Consider the following 18656-nt stretch of genomic DNA (forward strand, 5'->3'; position numbering starts at 1 on the left):
ATGGCCCGCATCATCGCCATCGCCAACCAGAAGGGTGGCGTCGGCAAGACCACGACCGCCGTCAACCTGGCCGCTTCCCTGGCCAACGCACCCAAGCGCGTGCTGTTGGTCGACCTGGATTCGCAGGGCAACGCGACCATGGGCAGTGGTGTGGACAAGCGTGAGCTGGCGGCGTCCACCTGCGACCTGCTGCTGGGCGAGAACACCGCCGCCGACGTGCGTGTGCAGACCGCGGAAGGCTACGACCTGCTGCCCGGCAACATCGACCTGACCGCAGCCGAAATCCAGCTGATGGCGCAGGGCGAGCGCGAGCAGCGCCTGAAGCGCGCGCTGGCGCCGATCCGCGACGAGTACGACTACATCCTGATCGACTGCCCGCCGGCGCTTTCACTGCTGACGCTCAACGCACTGGCCGCCGCCGATTCGGTGATCGTGCCGATGCAGTGCGAGTACTACGCGCTGGAAGGCCTGAGTGCTCTGGTGGAAACCATCGAGGCGCTGCGCGCCAGCCTGAACCCGGCGCTGGAGATCGAGGGCGTGCTGCGTACCATGTTCGATGTGCGCAACAACCTGGCCAACGCCGTATCGGCCGAACTGACCGAACACTTCGGCGACCGCGTGTTCCGTACCATCGTGCCGCGCAACGTGCGCCTGGCTGAAGCGCCCAGCCACGGCCAGAGCATCGTCGGCTACGACCGCGCCTCGCGCGGCGGCGTGGCTTACCTGGGCCTGGCCGGCGAGATCATCCGTCGCAACAACGAACGCAACAAGGCCACCAAGGCCGTGGAGACCGTCTGATGACCAGCAGCAAGCCGGCAGCCAAGAAGCGAGGCCTCGGCCGTGGCCTGGATGCGCTGCTCGGTCCGAAGGGAGCGGTCAGCCAGGTGCAGGCCACCACCGCGGTGATCGAACCGTTGCCGGGTGAGGTGCTGCGCAAGCTGCCGGTCGGCCAGCTGCAGCCGGGCAAGTACCAGCCGCGTCGCGAAATGGACGAGGGCAAGCTGTCCGAACTGGCGGACTCGATCCGGTCGCAGGGCGTGATCCAGCCGATCCTGGTGCGTCAGCTGCCGGCGGGCAACTTCGAGATCGTCGCCGGCGAACGCCGCTGGCGCGCCTCGCAGCTGGCCGGTCTGGACGAAGTGCCGGTGGTGGTGCGCGAACTGGAAGACCGCACCGTCATCGCGATGGCGCTGATCGAGAACATCCAGCGCGAAGACCTCAACCCGCTGGAAGAAGCCGAGGCGCTGCAGCGCCTGATCAGCGAGTTCACCCTGACCCATGCCGAGGCGGCCGAGGCCGTCGGCCGCTCGCGCGCGGCGGTGTCCAACCTGCTGCGCCTGCTGGAACTGCCGGTGGCCATCCGCCTGCTGCTGGAAACCCGCCGCCTGGAAATGGGCCACGCCCGCGCGCTGCTGACCCTGGCCCCGGAACTGGCCGGCAAGCTGGCGCAGGAAGCGGCCGATGAAGGCTGGTCGGTGCGTGAAGTGGAGCGCCGCGCACAGGCCTTCGCCGCCGGCAAGGTGCCGAGCAACCGCCCGGCGGCCACGCCGAAGGTGCAGCAGGCCGACATCGCCTCGCTGGAAACCGAACTGTCCGAGTCGCTGGGGACCAAGGTGGCGATCAGCCACGGCCGCGGCGGCAAGGGCAAGCTGATCATCCACTACACCGATCTGGATACCCTCGACGGCGTGCTGGAAAAGCTGCGGACCCGCCAGGGCTGAGTCGCTCGGCACGTGGACAGAGACCTGCAATGACCATCCTGCTCACCGGCGCTGCCGGCTTCATCGGTGCCTACACCGCCCGCGCGCTGCTGGAGGCGGGCCAGCCGGTGGTGGGCCTGGACAACTTCAACGACTACTACGACCCGCAGATCAAGCGGGACCGCGTGGCCGCGCTGTGCCCCACGCTGGATCTGCGCACGCTTGACCTGACCGACCGTGAAGGCCTGGCCGCGCTGTTCGACGAACTGCAGCCGAGCGCGGTGATCCATCTGGCCGCGCAGGCCGGGGTGCGCTACTCGCTGGAGAATCCGCAGGCCTACGTCGACAGCAACCTGGTCGGCTTCGTCAATATCCTGGAACTGTGCCGCCACCGCGGCGTGCAGCATCTGGTCTACGCCTCCAGCAGTTCGGTGTACGGCGATTCGGCCACGCCGCCGTTCTCCGAGGACCAGCGCGTGGACCAGCCGCGCTCGCTGTACGCGGCCACCAAGGCTGCCAACGAGCTGATGGCGCACACCTACGCGCAGCTGTATGGCCTGCGTGCCACCGGCCTGCGCTTCTTCACCGTGTACGGCGCGTGGGGACGGCCGGACATGGCGCCGCTGCTGTTTTCGCGTGCCGTCCTGGCCGGGCGCCCGATCGAGGTGTTCAACCAGGGGCGCATGCAGCGCGATTTCACACATGTCTCCGACATCGTGTCGGGTATCCTCGGCGCGCTCGCGCACCCGGCCGACGGTCCGGTACCGCATCGGGTATTCAACCTCGGCAACCATACGCCGGTCGAGCTGGAGCGCTTCATCAGCGTCATCGAGCAGGCCGCCGGCCGCCCTGCGCAGAAGGTCTACAAGCCGATGCAGCCGGGCGACATGGTCCGCACGATGGCCGACACCCGCCGCGCACATGACGCATTCGGCTTCGATGCGGTGACCCCGATCGAGCAGGGGCTGCCGCCCGTCGTCCAGTGGTGCCGCGAGTATTTCGGCGATCGCGCCTGAGGAGCAATCCTCACACAGCCGGATTCATCTTCGGATAACCTCGGCTTCGGAGAATGCGCGGTCTTTGTCCCCTCTTGGCCGAGTGACCCATGAGCCAACCCGAGCTTTCCGTTGTCGTCCCCGTATTCAACGAGCGCGACAATGTCGCGCCCCTGATCGCCGAAATCGTCGCGGCACTGCGGGGCCGGTTGCCCTTCGAGATCGTCTATGTCGACGATCACTCCCGCGATGACAGCCTGGCGGTGCTGCAGGGCCTGAAAGCCACCACGCCGGAGCTGCGGGTGCTGCACCACGTCGAGCAGAGCGGGCAGAGCACAGCGGTGCGCACCGGTGTCAAGCATGCCCGTGCGCCGTGGATCGCCACCCTGGATGGTGATGGCCAGAACGATCCGGCCGACATCCCCAAGCTGCTGGCGGCCCGCAATGCTGCCGACGGGCAGGTGAAGCTGTTTGCCGGCTGGCGCGTCAACCGCCAGGACAGCGGCAGCAAGCGCTGGGCCAGTCGCTGGGCCAACCGCATCCGGGCGCGCATGCTGCGCGACGATACGCCCGACACCGGCTGCGGCATCAAGCTGTTCGAGCGCGAAGCCTTCCTCGACCTGCCGTATTTCGACCACATGCACCGCTATCTGCCGGCGCTGATGCAGCGTGCCGGTTGGAAGACCACCAGCGTGCCGGTCAACCATCGCCACCGTACCGCTGGCGTCTCCAAGTACAACAACCTCGGCCGTGCGCTGGTCGGCATCCGCGACCTGCGGGGCGTTGCCTGGCTGATCACCCGCAGCAGGCGTACTGCGGTGGAAGAACGATGATGGCGCTGCACTGGCTCGACCAGCCGCTGACCTGGTTGTTCTGGACCGGCCTGCATGTGACGGGCTGGAAGCTGATCGGCTATACCGGCGCACTGATGTTCGGCGGCCGCTGGCTGGTCCAGTTCATCGCCTCCCGGCGTGCCGGCAAGCCGGTCATCCCGCGCCTGTTCTGGTACATGAGCGTGATCGGCAGCCTGATGACGCTGAGCTACTTCCTGTTCTCGGCCAAGCAGGATTCGGTGGGCGTGCTGCAGAACCTGTTCCCGGCGTTCACCGCGCTGTACAGCCTGCACCTGGACATCCGGCACCGCGGCTGGAAGCGGGACAAAGCCAGCCATTGAGGTAGCGCCGGAGCGGAATCGATAGCGCCGGGCCATGCCCGGCGAAGGTGTCCGTTCTCCGCTACTGGTCCTGCAGCGCAGGCAGGACTTTTGAACCATGCCCCGGCTGTCCGGCGGTGCCATGATCGGCGTCTGCCTTCCCGGGAACCTGTGCTCGTGAAAACCCGTCTTGCCGTTGCCCTGCTCATCGCCCTGTCCGCTCCGGCTGCCGTCGTGGCGGCTCCGCCCGCGCTCGCGGCGTCCGCCCCTGCGACCACCGAATCGGCGGCCGATGCCGCCTTCCGCGCGCTGTACGAAAAGGAATGGAAGTGGCGCCAGGCCGGGGGCGGTGAAGCCAGCGAGGATGGCGACGCGCCGGCCAACGCCACGCGGCTGCCCGATGTGGGCGCGGCCGCGCAGCAGGCGCGCCTGAAGGTCTGGGACCAGACCCTGGCCGAGCTGAAGAAGATCGACCCGAAGACACTCAGCGCCGACAACCAGGTGAACTACGCGATCTACCGCGACCAGGTGTTCAACCTCGCCGAGGAGGTGCGTCTGCGGGCCTACGAGATGCCGTTCAACTCCGATTCCTCGTTCTGGTCCAATCTCTCGTTCATGGCCCGGCGCGAGATGAAGACCGCGCAGGACTTCCGTAACTACATCGCACGCCTGGACGATGTGCCGCGCTATTTCGGCCAGCAGACCGAGAACATGCGCGCCGGACTCAAGCGGGGTTTCAGCGTGCCCCGCGCGGTGCTTGACGGGCGCGAGGTCTCCATTGCCACCGTCGCCGAGCTGAAGGACCCCACCGAGTCGCCGCTGTACGCGCCGTTCAAGAAGCTGCCGGCCAGCATTCCGGCGGCCGAGCAGGCGCAGCTGCAGGCGCAGGCCCGTGCGGCGATCAGCGGCAAGGTGGTGCCGGCCTTCCAGCAGCTGCGTACCTTCTTCGTCAATGAGTACGTGCCGCAGGCGCGTACCACCCTGGCGGCCGAAGCGATGCCGGAGGGCAAGGCGTTCTACAGGCAGCAGATCCACGAATACACCACGCTGGACCTGTCGCCGGATGAGATCCATCGCATCGGCCTGGGCGAAGTCGCGCGCATCCAGAAGGAGATGAACGACATCATCCAGCAGGTCGGCTTCAAGGGCAGCTTCGGCGAATTCCTGACCTTCCTGCGCACCGATCCGCAGTTCTACGCCAAGACCCCGAACGAGCTGCTGTATCGGGCGGCGTGGATCTCCAAGCGCATCGATGGTGTCATCGGCAAGTACATGACGCTGCCGCGCGCGCGCTTCACCATCGTGCCGGTGCCGCCGGACATCGCGCCGTTCTGGACCGCAGGCCGCGGTGGCATGGGCACCTATTGGCTCAACACCTACAACCTGCCGGCGCGGCCGCTGTACAACCTGCCAGCGCTGACCCTGCACGAGTCCGATCCCGGTCATGCCCTGCAGGGCGCGCTCGCTGCCGAACAGGGCGAACAGCCCGAGTTCCGCCGCAACGCCTACATCTCCGCCTACGGCGAAGGCTGGGGCCTGTACAGCGAGAAGCTGGGCGTGGAGATGGGCATCTATGAAACCCCCTACGAGGATTTCGGTCGCCTCACCTACGAGATGTGGCGCGCGGCACGCCTGGTGATCGATACCGGGGTGCACAGCAAGGGCTGGACCCGGGAACAGGCCATCGCCTACCTGCGTGACCATACCGCGCTGAGCGAGCACGAAGTGACCACCGAAGTGGATCGCTACATCTCCTGGCCGGGCCAGGCGTTGAGCTACAAGCTCGGCGAGATCGCCATCGTGCGCCTGCGCGCGCAGGCCGAGAAGGAGCTGGGCGACAAGTTCGACGTCAAGGGTTTCCATGACGCCGTGCTCAAGCAGGGGTCGGTGCCGCTGCCGGTACTGGAACAGCAGATCCAGGCCTATATCGCGCAGCGCAAGCAGGCCTGATCCGAAATGCCGCCGGGCATGGCCCGGCGCTACCAGAATGCGCGGTGGTAGCGCCGGGCCACGCCCGACGAGCGCGAAGCGCGGCAGACGGGGCCGGATCACATGATCCTGCCCCGTCGTATTTCAGCGCACCGGCCGCGGTCTGGCCACGCGCGCCGCGAAGGTCGGCAGCACCAGCAGGGTCAGCGCGGTCGCCGTGATCAGGCCACCGATCACCACCGTCGCCAGCGGTTTCTGCACCTCCGCACCGGAGCCACTGGCGATCGCCATCGGAATGAAGCCGACAATCGCCACCAGTGCCGTGGTCAGCACCGCGCGGATCCGGCTGGCGGCACCGTTGATTGCCGCCTGCAGGGGCAGGTCACCGGCATCGAGCCGCTCGCGGACGGCCTGCATCAACACCAGGCCGTTCAGCGTGGCCACGCCGGACACGGCGATGAAGCCGACCGCCGCCGATACCGAGAAGGGCATGCCACGCAGCAGCAGGGCGAGAATGCCGCCGACCAGCGCCAGCGGCACGCAGCTGAACACCAGCACGGCTTCCTTGCCACTGCGCAGGGCCATGAACAGCAGGCTGCCGATCAGCAGGAACACGACCGGTACCACCGTTGCCAGGCGCTTTTCCGCGCGCTGCAGGTTCTCGAACTGGCCACCCCAGGTGAGATAGGCGCCCGGCGGCAGCGCCACGTCGGCCACCGCTGCCTGCGCTTCGCCGACGAAGCCGCCCAGGTCGCGGCCGCGCACATTGGCCTGCACCACCACCCGGCGGCTGCCATTGTTGCGGCTGATCTGGTTCGGTCCCTCGCTGACCGTGATGCGGGCCACCGAGGACAGCGGAATGACCAGTCCGGCCGGTGTGGCAATCGGCAGCGATGACAGCTGGTCCGGATCGTTGCGCGCGGCATCGTCCAGCCGCACCACCACGTCGAAGCGTCGGTCGCCCTCGAAGATCTTGCCTGCCGCCGTGCCACCGATGCCGGTGGCCAGTGCATCGCTTACGTCCGCAGCGGTCAGCCCGTACTGCGCGGCGGCGACATGGTCGATCTTCACGTTCAGGGTCGGCAGGCCGGAAATCTGCTCCACCCGCACGTCAGCCGCACCGTCCACCGCACGCAGCTTCAACGCGACCTGGTCGGCCACCTTCTGCAGCTGGCTGAAGTCATCGCCGAAGATCATCACCGCCAGGTCGGTGCGCACGCCGGAGATCAGCTCGTTGAAGCGCAGCTCGATCGGCTGGCTGAACTCGAAGCTGTTGCCCAGCTGCTGCCCGGCCAGCGCCTCGAAGCGCGCCACCAGCGCCTCCTTGTCCAGCGTCGGATCGGGCCACTCCTTGCGCGGCTTCAGCACGATCACGCTGTCGGAGATGTTGGTCGGCATCGGGTCGATCGCGGCTTCAGCGGTACCGGTGCGCGAAAACACGGTTTCCACTTCCGGTTGCCCGGCAATCGCCTTTTCCAGCGCCAGCTGCATCGCCAGCGACTGCTCCAGCGAGGTCGACGGTACGCGCAACGCCTGCATCGCCACATTGCCCTCATCCAGCGTCGGCATGAATTCGCGGCCCAGCAGCGAGAACGAACCGATGCCCACCACCACCATCATCACCGCGCCGGCCAGCACCGAGCGCGGGTGGTCCACCGCCTTGCGGATCACCGGTTCGATGCGTGCGCGCAGCACGCGGATCAGGCGTGTTTCGTGTTCGCCGTCATCGGCGTGCGCCCCGCTTTCCTTCAGCTTCGGCTCGCGCACCAGCAGCGCAGCCATGGCCGGCACGAAGGTGAAGGAGAACAGGAAGGCACCCACCAGAGCCAGCATGAATGTGGCGGCCATCGGATGAAACGTTTTTCCTTCCACGCCTTCCAGGGTCAGGATCGGCGCAAACACCAGCAGGATGATCAACTGGCCGAACGCCGCTGGACGCGCCATCTTCCGCGCCGACTCCGCCGCCACGCGCAGACGTTCCATCGCGGTCAGCGCACGGCCCAGTTCGGCGCGGCGCTGGCCCAGCATCAGCAGCGTCGACTCGATCACGATCACTGCACCGTCCACCAGGATGCCGAAATCCAGCGCACCCAGGCTCATCAGATTGCCGCTGATGCCGAAGCGGTTCATGCCGATCACGGCGAACAGGAACGACAGCGGAATCACCAGCGCAGTGATGGTTGCCGCGCGCAGGTTGCCCAGCAGCAGGAACAGCACCACCACCACCAGCAGCGCACCTTCGGTGAGGTTCTTTGCCACGGTTCTGATGGTGGAGTTCACCAGCACGCTGCGGTCCAGCACCGGCACGGCCACGATGTCGGCCGGCAACGACCTGTTGACCTGCTCCAGGCGCGCCGCTGCCGCCTGCGCGACGGTGCGGCTGTTGCCGCCGGCGATCATCAGGGCGGTACCGAGCACGGCCTCGTGACCATTGCGGCTGGCCGCGCCCAGGCGCGGTGCACGGCTGAGATCGACATCGGCCACGTCGGCCACGCGCACCACCACGCCGTTGCGGGTCGCAACGGGGGCCTGCGCCAGATCATCAGTGGTCAGTGCCAGGCCGTCCGCACGTACCACCAGGCCTTCGCCGGCACGCTGCACGAAACCGGCACCCGCCTGCACGTTGGCGCGCTGCAGTGCCGTGACCAGGTCGGCCAGGCCCAGGCCATGCGCAGCCAGCCTGGCAGTGTCCGGGTGCACGCCGTACTCCTTCACGTACCCGCCGACCGTATCGACGCCGGCCAATCCCGGGCTGGAGCGCATCTGCGGCGCGATGATCCAGTCCTGCACCGTACGCAGGTAGGTGGCGCGTTCTTCCGGCGTGCGCAGCAGGCTGCCCTCCGGCGTCCGGTAGACCTCGCCGGCCTGCCAGCCCGCATCCCCCGGTCTGGCCAGCCGGGCGGGATCGAACGGGGTGAAGTCCACCGTCCACATCAGCACCTCGCCCAGGCCGGTGGTGACCGGCGACAGCAGCGGCGACGCGCCATCGGGCAGATCTTCCGCCGCTTCACGCATGCGCTCGGCCACCTGCTGGCGGGCGAAGTAGATGTCGGTCGCGTCGGTGAAGATCGCGGTGACCTGGGAGAAGCCGTTGCGCGACAGCGAACGGGTGGTGGTCAGGCCGGGAATGCCGGCCAGCGCGGTTTCCAGCGGGTAGGTCACCTGCCGCTCGATCTGTTCCGGTGTCAGCGCAGGTGCCACCGTGTTGATCTGTACCTGGCGGTTGGTGATGTCCGGCACGGCGTCGATCGGCAGCTTGCCCAGCTGGAACAGGCCCCAGGCCGCGATCAGCGCCGCCAGGAACACCACCAGCCAGCGGAAGCGCACCGCTGATTCAATGATGAGCTTGAACATGGTCGCCTCCTCAGTGGCCGTGCTCGGCTTCGCCCTTGGCCAGTTCGGCCTTGAGCAGGAAGGCATTGGTGCCGACGATGCGCTCGTTGCCGCTCAGTCCACCGAGGATCTCGATGCGATCACCGGCACGACGGCCGGCCAGCACCGGCTGTGCCTTGAAACCGCCTTCCACGGCGACGAACACGGCGCTGCTGCCGTCGACGTTCTGCACGGCATCGGCTGGCACGCTCAGTGCACCGTCCCGGCCTTCGGTGACCACCCTGGCCGACACCGGCGAACCGGCCGGCGGCAAAGCCGCCTCCACCGGCGTCGCGCGGATGACCGCCACGCCGCCCTGCTGGCGCACGTCGGCCGCAGAGCCGGTGACCGTGGCGGTGAAGCTGCCGCCCGGCACCGTGACGTCCAGCGTCATGCCCGGGGTGACCTGCGCGGCCAGCGCAGGCGGTGCGGTGAACACCAGTTCGTTCATCGCCGGATCGGCGACATCGGCCACCGCGCTGCCTGCGGCGACCACGCCGCCTGGAGTGACCTGGACGTTGCCGACGATGCCGGTCACCGGGCTGGTGATGCGCACGCGGCCACTGGCATCGGGCGCACCGTTGGCCGCGGCCTGCGCCTGTGCGGCAGTCGCCTGCGCCTGTGCGGCCAGCGAACGGGCGCGCGATGCTTCCAGCTCCTGGCGGGCGACCACGCCCTGTTCGACCAGCGCCTTGTCGCGGCCGTAGGCCAGGCGTGCCGCCTCGGCTTCGGCCGATGCGGCCAGAGCGTTGGCGCGGAACACGGCGGCTTCGCCGCTGACCACGATCGCCAGGGCCTGGTTCTGCTTCACCGCTGTGCCTGGTGCCACCAGCACACGTTCGACGCGACCGCTCACGGTGGACGCCACCGAGGCACGTGCGCCCACCGATGGTTCGACACGGCCCGACAGGCGGGTGGAGCCGCCACCACCGCGTCCGACGGCCACCACTTCGATACCGGACGCCTTGATCTGTTCCGGCGTCAGCTGCACCACGCCTTCGTCGGCGTCGGCCGGTGCCTTGGTAGCCTCGGCCTTGGCGTCCGGGCTGTCGGCCGCGTGGCCGTGGCCGTCATCGCTGCCGGCTTTGGCTGCAGTGGCATCGGCTGTTTCCGGTGTCTGTGCGTTGCCGGCGCAGCCGGCGAGGAGAACGGCCAGCACGACGCCGCCAAGCAGGGGAAAGGAACGGGACAGTGTCATGGGGCCTCCATAAAGGGTGCGCGCCCCTCGAGGCGGGCAAGATCGATTTCCGCGGCGACGCGCGACAGGCGTGCATCCACCGCGGTGCCGCGGGCGGCAATGAGCGCGCTGCGCGTGCTGCGCAGTTCCAGCTGCGAGATGCGTCCGGCATCGAAGCCGACGCGGGCCAGCCGATAGGCTTCCTCGGCCGCCACCACGCTTTCATCGGCGGCGCGGGTGCGGCTGCTGGCAGCCTTCAGCCCGGCAATGGCCGACAGCCGTCCGGCCTCGCTGTCGCGGCGTTGCTGGTCCAGGCGGGCTTCGGCCGCGCGCTGGTCGGCACTGGCGGCACGGATGCCGCCCCGGTTGCGGTCGAACAACGGCACGGTCAGGCTGACGCCGAGCGTGTAAGCGCGTTCGCCGCCTTCGCGGAAGCGGGTCTGTCCGGCGGTCAGGCTCAGGTCGGGCAGCGCCCGTTTGCGCTCGACGTCCACCAGCCGGCCGGCCGCATCGGCTTCGGCTTCGGCGATACGCACCGCGAGTGCGGCATCGGTGGCGCCGCGTGGCAGCGGAGGTGCGCGGTCGAGCAGGCTGCTGTCGATCGACTGCACCGGCGAATCCAGCAGCGCGGCGCCGGCCAGGCGCGCCAGCGCGGCGTCGCGGAAGGCCTGCGCCTCGTCCAGCGCGGCGCTGGCATTGGCCACCTCGCTCTGCGCCTGCACCGCACGCAGTTGCGGTTCACGCCCTTGCCTGACCATGGCATTGACGGCCTTGGCATCGTCGCGGGTCAGGGCCAGCGCCTCTTCGGCCAGGGTGTAGCGGCGCAATGCGCTCTCTGCCTGTGCGTAGGCCGCGGCCAGCTGGCCGGCAACATCACTGCGGCTTTGCGCGCCACGCAGATTGGCGGCCTGGGCCTCGGCACGGGCGGCACGTACGCGCGCGCCGCGCTGGCCCCAGACCTCCAGCGGCTGGGACAGGCTGAGCACACTGTCGGCCTTGCCCATGCCGCCGTAGGAGCCGGTGCCCCACGCGTTCTCGGCCGACCAGGAAAGGGAAGGATTGGGCAGCGCACGGGCCTGGTCGGCGCGGGCGTCGGCAGCCTCGGCCAGCGCCGAGCCCACACGGGCGCCGGGCAGCTGGTCCAGTCGTTCAAGCAGGGTGTCGTAGGAAGGAGCAGCTTGCGCCATCACCGATGCCGCCGGGGTCAGGCCCAGCAACACGGCGACGACCAGCCCGGCCGCACGCGGCGACCGTGGTGTCAGGATCGACATAGGGGGATTCCGGTTGTGAGTGAAACGGGAGCCCGCAGCAGCGGGACGCGCTCAGCTCACGCCCGGGGGGGACGCGTCAGTTCATCCTGGGCGACGGCGTAGGCCGTCGCATCGCCGGCCGTCATCCAGCGCGCCGGCAGCGGCGCATCGAAGGCGGCGAAGGTGTTCGCCGGCAGGCTGGAGGTGGAATGGTGGCAGTGGTTATGCGTGCAGGCACCGGTGTGCTTGCTGTCACTGTCGCCTGCGGTGTCATCGGCCGCCGACTCCACATGTGCCACGCTGGCATGCGGTTCCACCGCACACGCCAGCGCGTCGGCCACCGGCACGACCACGAATGCTGCCATCAGCAGCATCAGCAGGTACGAGCGTAGGTGGCGGGCGATCCGGCGCATGGAGGGGAGGCTAGCAAGCGGTTTTCGCCGGATACAATATCAATGGCCACTTCGGGAATTCGTCGGAATCTCCCGTTCAGCTGGGGGTGATTGCGCTGTTCCACCCCCGCCCCGCATCGAGTCCCGTCACCGAGGCAGGAAGATGAACGCACGCATTGCCACCGCAGGCCTGGTGCTGCTTCTGGCCATCCCGGCCGCCCGCGCAGCCGACGACGTCTATGTGGAATTCCTGTGGTCGCCGACGCCGGCCGATGCGCTGGCGCGCTCGCAGACGCAGCTGTTCATTGCCGATGGACAGCATGACCATCGCATCTGCGTGGCCGCCGATCTCGACGACACCGACGTGGGTGGGCTGCAGATCGAGATCCGCGATGCCAAGGGTGGACGGGTCTCGCGCACGGCCCATGAGGATTACCGTGGCCGCAAGAAATGCTACGAGGCCAATCTGGGCACTGCCGGTGCCGCAGGGATGTGGACCGTCGACGCCGTGCTGGGCGATGGGCGCCGTGGCAGTGCGCAGATCCGCGTGGACCACCGGCTCGAGACGTCGCCCCTGTACCTGCGGCACGACCAGCCGTACGTGGCTGGGAGGCCGAACTACGACGCGTCCATTCCGCCGGCCGAGTGGGTGGGCACGCTGGTCTGGGCGATGGATGTGGATGCGGAGGGCAATGTGACCCACGTTGAGGTGGAGCATGCCGAGGGCGTGGGTGAGCGCCTGCGCGAGCGTGCGCTTGCTGCAGGCTGGTTGAGCCGGTTCGGCCCCGACCCGGCCCGCCAGGCGAAGCCGTTGCGCTGGCGCCGCACGCTGCAGTTCGCATCCGAGTAGCCCTGGCAGCCGGTGCGGGCCGGCGGCGTTCCGCTCACGGCAGTTTCGCGATCACCTTGATCTCGAACTGGAAGCCGTACAGCCAGGTCACGCCGATACCGGTCAGGGTGGGGTGGGGCGCCTCTCCCCAGTACTCGGGCACGATCGCCCAGGCCTTCTCGAAGTTCTTCTCCGGATCGACCAGGAACACGGTCACGTCGATCACGTCATCGAACGTGCAGCCTGCGGCGGCCAGCACCGCATTGAGATTGTCGAAGGCGCGACGGACCTGCGCCTCGAAGTCCGGTTCGGGCGAGCCATCCTCGCGGCTGCCGACCTGCCCGGAGACGAACAGGAAGCCATTGGACCGGATCGCCGGAGAGTAGCGGTTGCGGTCATACAGGGCCTGGCGGCCAACGGGGAAAACGACATCGCGGTGTGACATGGGAAGGGCCTGATGGGAAGAACCGCCATCCTGCTCGCGATTGTTGTCTGGATATACCGCGATGATCGGACTAGATTGATTGCACAACCCAAACAATCGGATCGCCGATGGACCGCTTCGAGGCCATGCGCGCCTTTGCCCGTGTGGTGGAGACCGGCAGCTTCACCCGTGCCGCGACGACCCTGCAGATCAGTCGCACCACGGTGACCCAGCTGGTGCAGCAGCTGGAAGCGCACCTGCGTCTGCGCCTGCTCAACCGCACCACGCGGCGGGTCAGCGTCACCGCCGATGGTGCGGCCTACTACCCCCGCATTGCCCGCCTGCTGGCCGAGCTGGAAGAGGTCGAGGGTGGCCTGGGCGATGCCGCCGTGCAGCCGCGCGGCCGCCTGCGCATCGACGTGCCCGGGCCCTATGCGCGGCTGCGGCTGGTGCCGGCACTGCCGGACTTCCAGGCGCGCTACCCCGAGATCCAGCTGGACATCGGCGTCAGCGACCGCGAGGTCGACGTCATCGCCGACAACGTCGACTGCGTGATCCGTGGCGGCACCCCGGCCGACCCGGCCCTGGTGGCACGGCCGCTGGGCGAGCTGCCGATCGGCTTCCACGCCAGCCCGGACTACGTGCAGCGCTTTGGTCTGCCGGAGCATCCGCGCGCGCTGGAGGGACCGCAGCACCACATGGTTGGGCTGCTCAGCCCACGCAGCGGGCGGGCGCGGGTCTTCGCCGCGCGGCGCGGCGATGAGACCGTCCAGGTGCAGGGCCGCCATTCGGTCGGCTTCGATGACGGCAATGCCTACCTCGCCGCCGGCCTGGCCGGGCTGGGCGTGGTCGCCCTGCCCAGCTACATGGCCGAGCCGCACGTGGCACGCGGTGAACTGCTGCCGCTGCTGCAGGCCTGGCAGCTGCCGTCGATGCCGATGCACATCATGTTTGCGCCGAACCGGCACATGAGCCAGCGCCTGCGGGTATTCATCGACTGGGTGGTGGAAGCGCTGGGGTGATGGACCCGCAGGGCCGAGCCCACGCCCGGCCGCTCCTGTGGGTAACTTGCGCAAGGCCTTGATTGCATGCATAATGCGCGGCTCGCTGTGTCCGGTTTCGTGCCGGGCGGCGCCCCCGGGAGCACGTCCCCGGCCGCCCAACGCCAGCGTAACCCTTTGATTCTCTTGACGTGTGGTGGGCAACCACCGAGGCCGCCGTCTCCCGGGCTACGGGCTGACAACAACTACTATCGAGGTGCGCAATGTCCCGCGTATGCCAGGTTTCCGGCAAGCGAGTGCAGACGGGTAACAACGTCTCGCACGCCAACAACAAGACCCGTCGTCGTTTCCTGCCGAATCTGCACGAGCGCCGTTTCTGGGTGGCCAGCGAGAACCGCTGGGTCAAGCTTCGTGTTTCCGCGCATGCACTGCGCACCATCGACAAGAACGGCATCGATTCCGTTCTGGCTGAGCTGCGTGCGCGCGGCGAAAAGGTCTGAGGAGTAAAGCATCATGGCAGGCAAGCGCGATAAGGTCCGTATGATTTCCTCGGCCGGTACCGGCCACTTCTACACCACGGACAAGAACAAGAAGAACACCCCGGGGAAGATGGAATTCCTGAAGTACGATCCGGTCGTGCGCAAGCACGTCCTGTACAAGGAAGGCAAGATCAAGTAATCCGCACGGATTGCTGGTCCCCGCGAAGAAACCCGCCCTTGTGGCGGGTTTTTTCATGCCTGTCATCTGGTCTGGTGGGTGCCGACCGTTGGTCGGCCCTGCCGTACTCCCTGCGCAGGCTGTCGCCTATGGCGCAGTGCGCGGAATCATGGGCCGAATGCGATAAGTGATTCTTCCTACCGGTTCCGGCAGTTCGCGCGATCCAAATCAATTGGAATCACTGGCTTCGCTGTGTCCATGATGGCAAGCCGCTGCATCTGCAGCGGCCGGGCTTGCAATCCCGAGGAATCGAGTAACGGTAAATTCGCCAGCCGCTGCCCCTGCTTTTGCAGCGGCTGGCGACCCGCTCTGCCTTCTGGCGGGCGGTGCGTGGGGGCCGTGTGCCCGCCGGTTTGTTCCCGTTGCTTGTTCCCCGGTATTGCAACCACGCATCGTCCGCCACCTTCACCGGTGGCCAGATCCGTTGAAGGAGGGTGCATGAACACCCCATCACACCGGCAGGACCTGGAACTGGGCTGGCTGCGCCTGCAGCGCATGCTGGAAGGCATCGAAGGCATGGCGCTGCTGCTGTGCGACCACCATCTGGCGCTGAGCAAGGGTACCTCCTCGCCGCTGCCGGATGCACAGCTGGAGCGGGCGGCGCAGGCCATTGCCTGCATGGCGCTCAACGGCCGCCGCCACGCCGAATCGGTTCGCCAGCTGAGCGAGGTGCCGGTGCGGCATTGAGGCCCGCCCTCCCTTGTAGAGCCGAGCCCGTGCCCGGCTGCGCTGAGGCAGTCGAGCAAGCTCGACTCTACACACCCTGCTGGGCAGAATGGCCCATCACCTGCCGACGGACGACGCGATGCTGGTTGAGTGGTTGCTGGGATCGTATCTGCTGCTGATCGACTGGCTGATCCGGCTGGTCGCGCTGTGCTGGATTCCGACCCGCACCACGCCGGGCGCGGCCCGCAGCTGGCTGCTGCTGGTCGGTTTCGTGCCGCTGCTGGGCCTGCCGCTGTATCTGCTGTTCGGCCACCCGTGGCTGTCGCGCGAGCGCATCCGCCGCCAGGCCGAGGCCTCGCAGGTCATCCGCGAAGAGCAGGCGCTGCAGCGCCGCCTGCGCTGGAAGCCGGAACCGGATACGGCCAGTGCGGAAATCGTGCCGCTGGTGCAGCGCCAGGGCGATTTCATGCCGGTGCACGGCAACGCCGTCGATCTGCTCACCGATTACGACGAATCGCTGCACACGCTCATCGCCGACATCGACCAGGCCGAAGACCGCGTGCACCTGCTGTACTACCTGATGTTCGACGATTCGGTGGGCGAGGCCATCGTCGAGGCGCTGCAGCGTGCCGCCGCCCGCGGCGTGCAGTGCAGGGTGCTGCTGGACGCGGTGGGCGCCAAGCGCGGCCTGCGCGCCTACCGCAAGCGCCTGCAGGCGCGCGATATCGAAGTGCGGGCGATGCTGCCCGGCGGGCTGCGCTGGCGCCGCAGCGGCCGCATGGACCTGCGCAACCATCGCAAGATTGCGGTGATCGACAACGAAGTGGGTTACATCGGTTCTCAGAACCTGGCACGGCCGGAGTTCGTGCCAGGCCATCCCAACCGCGAGCTGGTGGCGCGTGTGCGCGGCCCGGCGGTGGCACACCTGGAAGCCGTGTTCGCCAGCGACTGGTACATCGAGACCGGCCAGCGCCTGGACGTCATTGCCGACGTACCCGAGTGCAGCGACGATGTTGCCACCCAGCTGCTGCCCAGCGGGCCGGCCTATCCGTACAGCAACGCGCGTGATGCCGTCGCCGCACTGATCCATCTGGCCCGCCGGCGGCTGGTGATGGTCACCCCGTACTTCGTGCCGGACGAAGCGACCCTGAGCGCGCTGCGCATCGCCGCGCTGTCCGGGGTGCAGGTGCAGCTGATCCTGTCGGCCAGCAACAACCAGCGGCTGACCGCCTGGGCGCAGGAGGCCTACTACGACGAGCTGCTGCGCTGTGGCGTGCGCATTGCCCTGTACGAGCCGCAGTTCCTGCACGCCAAGCACATGAGCGTGGATGAAGACATCGCGGTGCTCGGCTCGATCAACATGGATATCCGCTCGTTCGCGCTGAATGCCGAGATCGGTCTGGTCTGCTACGACCGCGTGCTGGTGACGCAGCTGTGTGCCATTGAAGACGATTACCTGCGCCAGTCGCGCCAGCTCGATCTGCAGCAGTGGCGCAAGCGTCCTGCCTGGCGCCGCAGCCGCGAAGGCATCGCACGCCTGGCCGACGCGTTGATGTGAACCGGTGCGCCGGAGCTCGAGCGGTCTCGATCATTGCGCACGCGGCGGCACTCCGGCCCGTCATGGCCGATGGCCTACAATCGGCACATGACTGATTCACCGTGTAATGGCGAACTGGACCTGGCGATCATCGGTGGTGGTGCGGCCGGGGTGCTGGTGGCGATCCAGGTGCTGCGCCAGGCCCGGTCGCCACTGGCGCTGGCCATCTTCGAACCCGCCTCGCAGCTGGCCCAGGGCATCGCCTATGCCACGCCGTGGCCGGAGCACCTGCTGAATGTGCCGGCGGCGAAAATGAGTGCGTTCGCCGAGCAGCCGGCTGACTTCCTCGATTACCTGATGGCCGTCAACGCCTACCCGGGCGAGACGCGCAAGGTGCTGGGCGAGCGTTATGTCGGCCGCCATCATTTCGCCGCGTACCTGCAGCAGCGTCTGCAGGAGGCGGTTGCGGCCAGCCCGGCGCAGCTGCAGGTGATCGCGCAGCCGGTGCGGGGCCTCACCCCGGATGACTCCGGTTACCGCCTGCAGCTGGGCGATGGCCACACATGGCATGCCGCGCAGGGGGTGCTCGCCACCGGCAACAGCATGCGTCCGCTGCCGGTGGCCGGTGCCGATGGACTGCCTGCCGACACCGTGGTCGAAGCCTGGGACTACGACGGCGTGCGCGCGTTGGCAGGCGCGCACGCGCTGGCCATCGTCGGTTCCGGTCTGAGCATGGCTGATACGGTGCTGGCGCTGGTCGCGGCCAGTCACACCGGCCCGCTGCATGTGATTTCCCGTCACGGCCTGCTGCCGCTGCCGCATGCGCACGCGGGCCTGCCGGATTTCGACCCCGCCCCCCTGCTGCCGATGACGCTGCGCCAGCGCCTGCGCACGCTGCGCCGGCAGGTGCGCCGGGCCGAGGCGGATGGCCTGCCCTGGCAGGGCGTGATGGACCGCCTCCGTCCGCATGGACAGGCGCTGTGGTGCAGCCTCGACGAGGCCGACCAGCGGCGGTTCCTGCGCCATGTGGTGCGCTACTGGGATGTACATCGCCATCGCATCGCCGAAGAGGTCGATGCACAGTTGCGCGCATTGCAGGCCAGCGGTCAGCTGCGCGTGCATCGCGCACGCCTGGATCGGGTCTGGCGTGAGGGCGATGCGCTGCAGCTGTCGGGCCACGATGCGGCCGGACACCCGCAGCAGTGGACGATCGGTGGTGTGATCAACGCCACCGGTGTGGAGACCCGCGCCACCGCGTTGCGCAATCCGTTGCTGCAGCAGCTTCAGGCCGATGGTCTGGCCCGTCCCGGGCCGCATGGGCTGGGCCTGGACAGCACGGTGCCCGGCGACCGCGTGCGCAGCGCCGGCGGCCAGCCGCAGGCGCGGCTGGGCGTACTTGGCAGCCTGCGCATCGGCAGCCTGTGGGAAAGCCTGGCGGTGCCTGAACTGCGCCAGCAGGCGCAGGCACTGGCCACCCAGGTGGTCGCAGGAGCCGCGACGGCGATGCCGTAAAA

18 protein-coding genes are annotated in these 18656 nt (G+C 68.1%); 13 read left to right on the plus strand and 5 right to left on the minus strand.

Annotated features, from left to right (window positions below; translation table 11 throughout):
* The 6 genes from AC5P76_RS06735 (at position 1) to AC5P76_RS06760 (ending at position 5798) form a co-directional block, all read left to right on the plus strand.
* The gene (locus AC5P76_RS06735) at positions 1 to 798 is read left to right on the plus strand and encodes a ParA family protein (RefSeq protein WP_053517712.1); all 798 of its coding nucleotides are present in this window, start codon (positions 1 to 3) and stop codon (positions 796 to 798) included.
* The gene (locus AC5P76_RS06740; protein ID WP_053517713.1) at positions 798 to 1721 is read left to right on the plus strand and encodes a ParB/RepB/Spo0J family partition protein; all 924 of its coding nucleotides are present in this window, start codon (positions 798 to 800) and stop codon (positions 1719 to 1721) included. The genes AC5P76_RS06735 and AC5P76_RS06740 overlap by 1 nt, the downstream gene beginning before the upstream one ends.
* 29 nt (positions 1722 to 1750) lie before the next feature.
* Positions 1751 to 2716: an NAD-dependent epimerase/dehydratase family protein gene (locus AC5P76_RS06745; protein WP_180876449.1), complete on the plus strand. Its 966-nt coding sequence runs from the start codon at positions 1751 to 1753 to the stop codon at positions 2714 to 2716.
* Positions 2717 to 2805: 89 nt separating this feature from the next.
* A complete protein-coding gene (locus tag AC5P76_RS06750; protein ID WP_053517716.1) occupies positions 2806 to 3528 on the plus strand; it encodes a glycosyltransferase family 2 protein in 723 nt (240 codons plus the stop codon).
* The gene (locus AC5P76_RS06755; RefSeq protein WP_053517717.1) at positions 3528 to 3869 is read left to right on the plus strand and encodes a lipid-A-disaccharide synthase N-terminal domain-containing protein; all 342 of its coding nucleotides are present in this window, start codon (positions 3528 to 3530) and stop codon (positions 3867 to 3869) included. The genes AC5P76_RS06750 and AC5P76_RS06755 overlap by 1 nt, the downstream gene beginning before the upstream one ends.
* A 156-nt stretch (positions 3870 to 4025) precedes the next feature.
* A complete protein-coding gene (locus tag AC5P76_RS06760) occupies positions 4026 to 5798 on the plus strand; it encodes a DUF885 domain-containing protein (RefSeq protein WP_065174509.1) in 1773 nt (590 codons plus the stop codon).
* A gap of 123 nt (positions 5799 to 5921) precedes the next feature.
* On the opposite strand, the gene AC5P76_RS06765 is transcribed toward AC5P76_RS06760, so the two are convergent.
* Genes AC5P76_RS06765 through AC5P76_RS06780 form a run of 4 tightly spaced genes read right to left on the minus strand, consistent with a single transcriptional unit; the run spans position 5922 to position 11989 of the window.
* On the minus strand, positions 5922 to 9131 hold the full coding sequence (locus AC5P76_RS06765) for an efflux RND transporter permease subunit (protein ID WP_495222711.1): 3210 nt from the start codon (positions 9129 to 9131) through the stop codon (positions 5922 to 5924).
* Between the two features lie 10 nt (positions 9132 to 9141).
* Entirely contained in the window at positions 9142 to 10347 is a 1206-nt protein-coding gene (locus tag AC5P76_RS06770; protein WP_111187182.1) for an efflux RND transporter periplasmic adaptor subunit, read from the minus strand.
* A complete protein-coding gene (locus AC5P76_RS06775) occupies positions 10344 to 11597 on the minus strand; it encodes a TolC family protein (protein WP_253119097.1) in 1254 nt (417 codons plus the stop codon). The genes AC5P76_RS06770 and AC5P76_RS06775 overlap by 4 nt, the downstream gene beginning before the upstream one ends.
* 56 nt (positions 11598 to 11653) lie before the next feature.
* Entirely contained in the window at positions 11654 to 11989 is a 336-nt protein-coding gene (locus tag AC5P76_RS06780; RefSeq protein WP_053517722.1) for a hypothetical protein, read from the minus strand.
* A gap of 142 nt (positions 11990 to 12131) precedes the next feature.
* Between AC5P76_RS06780 and AC5P76_RS06785 the strand changes: the two genes are divergently transcribed.
* Complete coding sequence (locus tag AC5P76_RS06785) at positions 12132 to 12818, plus strand: hypothetical protein (protein ID WP_253119099.1); 687 nt, start codon at positions 12132 to 12134, stop codon at positions 12816 to 12818.
* Positions 12819 to 12852: 34 nt separating this feature from the next.
* On the opposite strand, the gene AC5P76_RS06790 is transcribed toward AC5P76_RS06785, so the two are convergent.
* Positions 12853 to 13242: a RidA family protein gene (locus tag AC5P76_RS06790; RefSeq protein ID WP_053517723.1), complete on the minus strand. Its 390-nt coding sequence runs from the start codon at positions 13240 to 13242 to the stop codon at positions 12853 to 12855.
* A gap of 107 nt (positions 13243 to 13349) precedes the next feature.
* On the opposite strand from AC5P76_RS06790, the gene AC5P76_RS06795 reads away from it, so the two are divergent.
* From AC5P76_RS06795 to AC5P76_RS06820, 6 genes are all read left to right on the plus strand, one after another.
* Positions 13350 to 14243 (plus strand): LysR family transcriptional regulator, encoded by an 894-nt coding sequence (locus AC5P76_RS06795; RefSeq protein ID WP_065181416.1) that lies wholly within the window; start codon positions 13350 to 13352, stop codon positions 14241 to 14243.
* Between the two features lie 242 nt (positions 14244 to 14485).
* Entirely contained in the window at positions 14486 to 14722 is a 237-nt protein-coding gene (rpmB, locus tag AC5P76_RS06800) for a 50S ribosomal protein L28 (protein WP_005411638.1), read from the plus strand.
* A gap of 10 nt (positions 14723 to 14732) precedes the next feature.
* Positions 14733 to 14900, plus strand: a complete 168-nt coding sequence (gene rpmG / locus AC5P76_RS06805) for a 50S ribosomal protein L33 (RefSeq protein WP_169411268.1) — start codon at positions 14733 to 14735, stop codon at positions 14898 to 14900.
* 477 nt (positions 14901 to 15377) lie between these two features.
* The gene (locus AC5P76_RS06810) at positions 15378 to 15626 is read left to right on the plus strand and encodes a hypothetical protein (RefSeq protein WP_053519934.1); all 249 of its coding nucleotides are present in this window, start codon (positions 15378 to 15380) and stop codon (positions 15624 to 15626) included.
* 118 nt (positions 15627 to 15744) lie between these two features.
* On the plus strand, positions 15745 to 17163 hold the full coding sequence (gene cls / locus AC5P76_RS06815; protein WP_053519935.1) for a cardiolipin synthase: 1419 nt from the start codon (positions 15745 to 15747) through the stop codon (positions 17161 to 17163).
* 69 nt (positions 17164 to 17232) lie between these two features.
* Positions 17233 to 18654 carry an FAD/NAD(P)-binding protein gene (locus tag AC5P76_RS06820; RefSeq protein ID WP_253119101.1) on the plus strand — a complete coding sequence of 474 codons (1422 nt, stop codon included), beginning with the start codon at positions 17233 to 17235 and terminating at the stop codon, positions 18652 to 18654.
* Positions 18655 to 18656: the final 2 nt, after the last annotated feature.

Source organism: Stenotrophomonas sp. YJH_SMC_36, assembly GCF_059369935.1.

What these genes read in the sequence shown, in the direction of transcription:
- AC5P76_RS06770 (WP_111187182.1), bottom strand. Translation starts at nt 10,347, where the DNA reads ATGACACTGTCCCGTTCCTTTCCCCTGCTTGGCGGCGTCGTGCTGGCC.
- AC5P76_RS06780 (WP_053517722.1), bottom strand. Translation starts at nt 11,989, where the DNA reads ATGCGCCGGATCGCCCGCCACCTACGCTCGTACCTGCTGATGCTGCTG.
- AC5P76_RS06745 (WP_180876449.1), top strand. Translation starts at nt 1,751, where the DNA reads ATGACCATCCTGCTCACCGGCGCTGCCGGCTTCATCGGTGCCTACACC.
- rpmB (WP_005411638.1), top strand. Translation starts at nt 14,486, where the DNA reads ATGTCCCGCGTATGCCAGGTTTCCGGCAAGCGAGTGCAGACGGGTAAC.
- AC5P76_RS06750 (WP_053517716.1), top strand. Translation starts at nt 2,806, where the DNA reads ATGAGCCAACCCGAGCTTTCCGTTGTCGTCCCCGTATTCAACGAGCGC.
- AC5P76_RS06765 (WP_495222711.1), bottom strand. Translation starts at nt 9,131, where the DNA reads ATGTTCAAGCTCATCATTGAATCAGCGGTGCGCTTCCGCTGGCTGGTG.
- AC5P76_RS06755 (WP_053517717.1), top strand. Translation starts at nt 3,528, where the DNA reads ATGGCGCTGCACTGGCTCGACCAGCCGCTGACCTGGTTGTTCTGGACC.
- cls (WP_053519935.1), top strand. Translation starts at nt 15,745, where the DNA reads ATGCTGGTTGAGTGGTTGCTGGGATCGTATCTGCTGCTGATCGACTGG.
- AC5P76_RS06795 (WP_065181416.1), top strand. Translation starts at nt 13,350, where the DNA reads ATGGACCGCTTCGAGGCCATGCGCGCCTTTGCCCGTGTGGTGGAGACC.
- AC5P76_RS06810 (WP_053519934.1), top strand. Translation starts at nt 15,378, where the DNA reads ATGAACACCCCATCACACCGGCAGGACCTGGAACTGGGCTGGCTGCGC.
- AC5P76_RS06740 (WP_053517713.1), top strand. Translation starts at nt 798, where the DNA reads ATGACCAGCAGCAAGCCGGCAGCCAAGAAGCGAGGCCTCGGCCGTGGC.
- AC5P76_RS06735 (WP_053517712.1), top strand. Translation starts at nt 1, where the DNA reads ATGGCCCGCATCATCGCCATCGCCAACCAGAAGGGTGGCGTCGGCAAG.
- AC5P76_RS06820 (WP_253119101.1), top strand. Translation starts at nt 17,233, where the DNA reads ATGGCCTACAATCGGCACATGACTGATTCACCGTGTAATGGCGAACTG.
- AC5P76_RS06790 (WP_053517723.1), bottom strand. Translation starts at nt 13,242, where the DNA reads ATGTCACACCGCGATGTCGTTTTCCCCGTTGGCCGCCAGGCCCTGTAT.
- AC5P76_RS06775 (WP_253119097.1), bottom strand. Translation starts at nt 11,597, where the DNA reads ATGTCGATCCTGACACCACGGTCGCCGCGTGCGGCCGGGCTGGTCGTC.
- AC5P76_RS06785 (WP_253119099.1), top strand. Translation starts at nt 12,132, where the DNA reads ATGAACGCACGCATTGCCACCGCAGGCCTGGTGCTGCTTCTGGCCATC.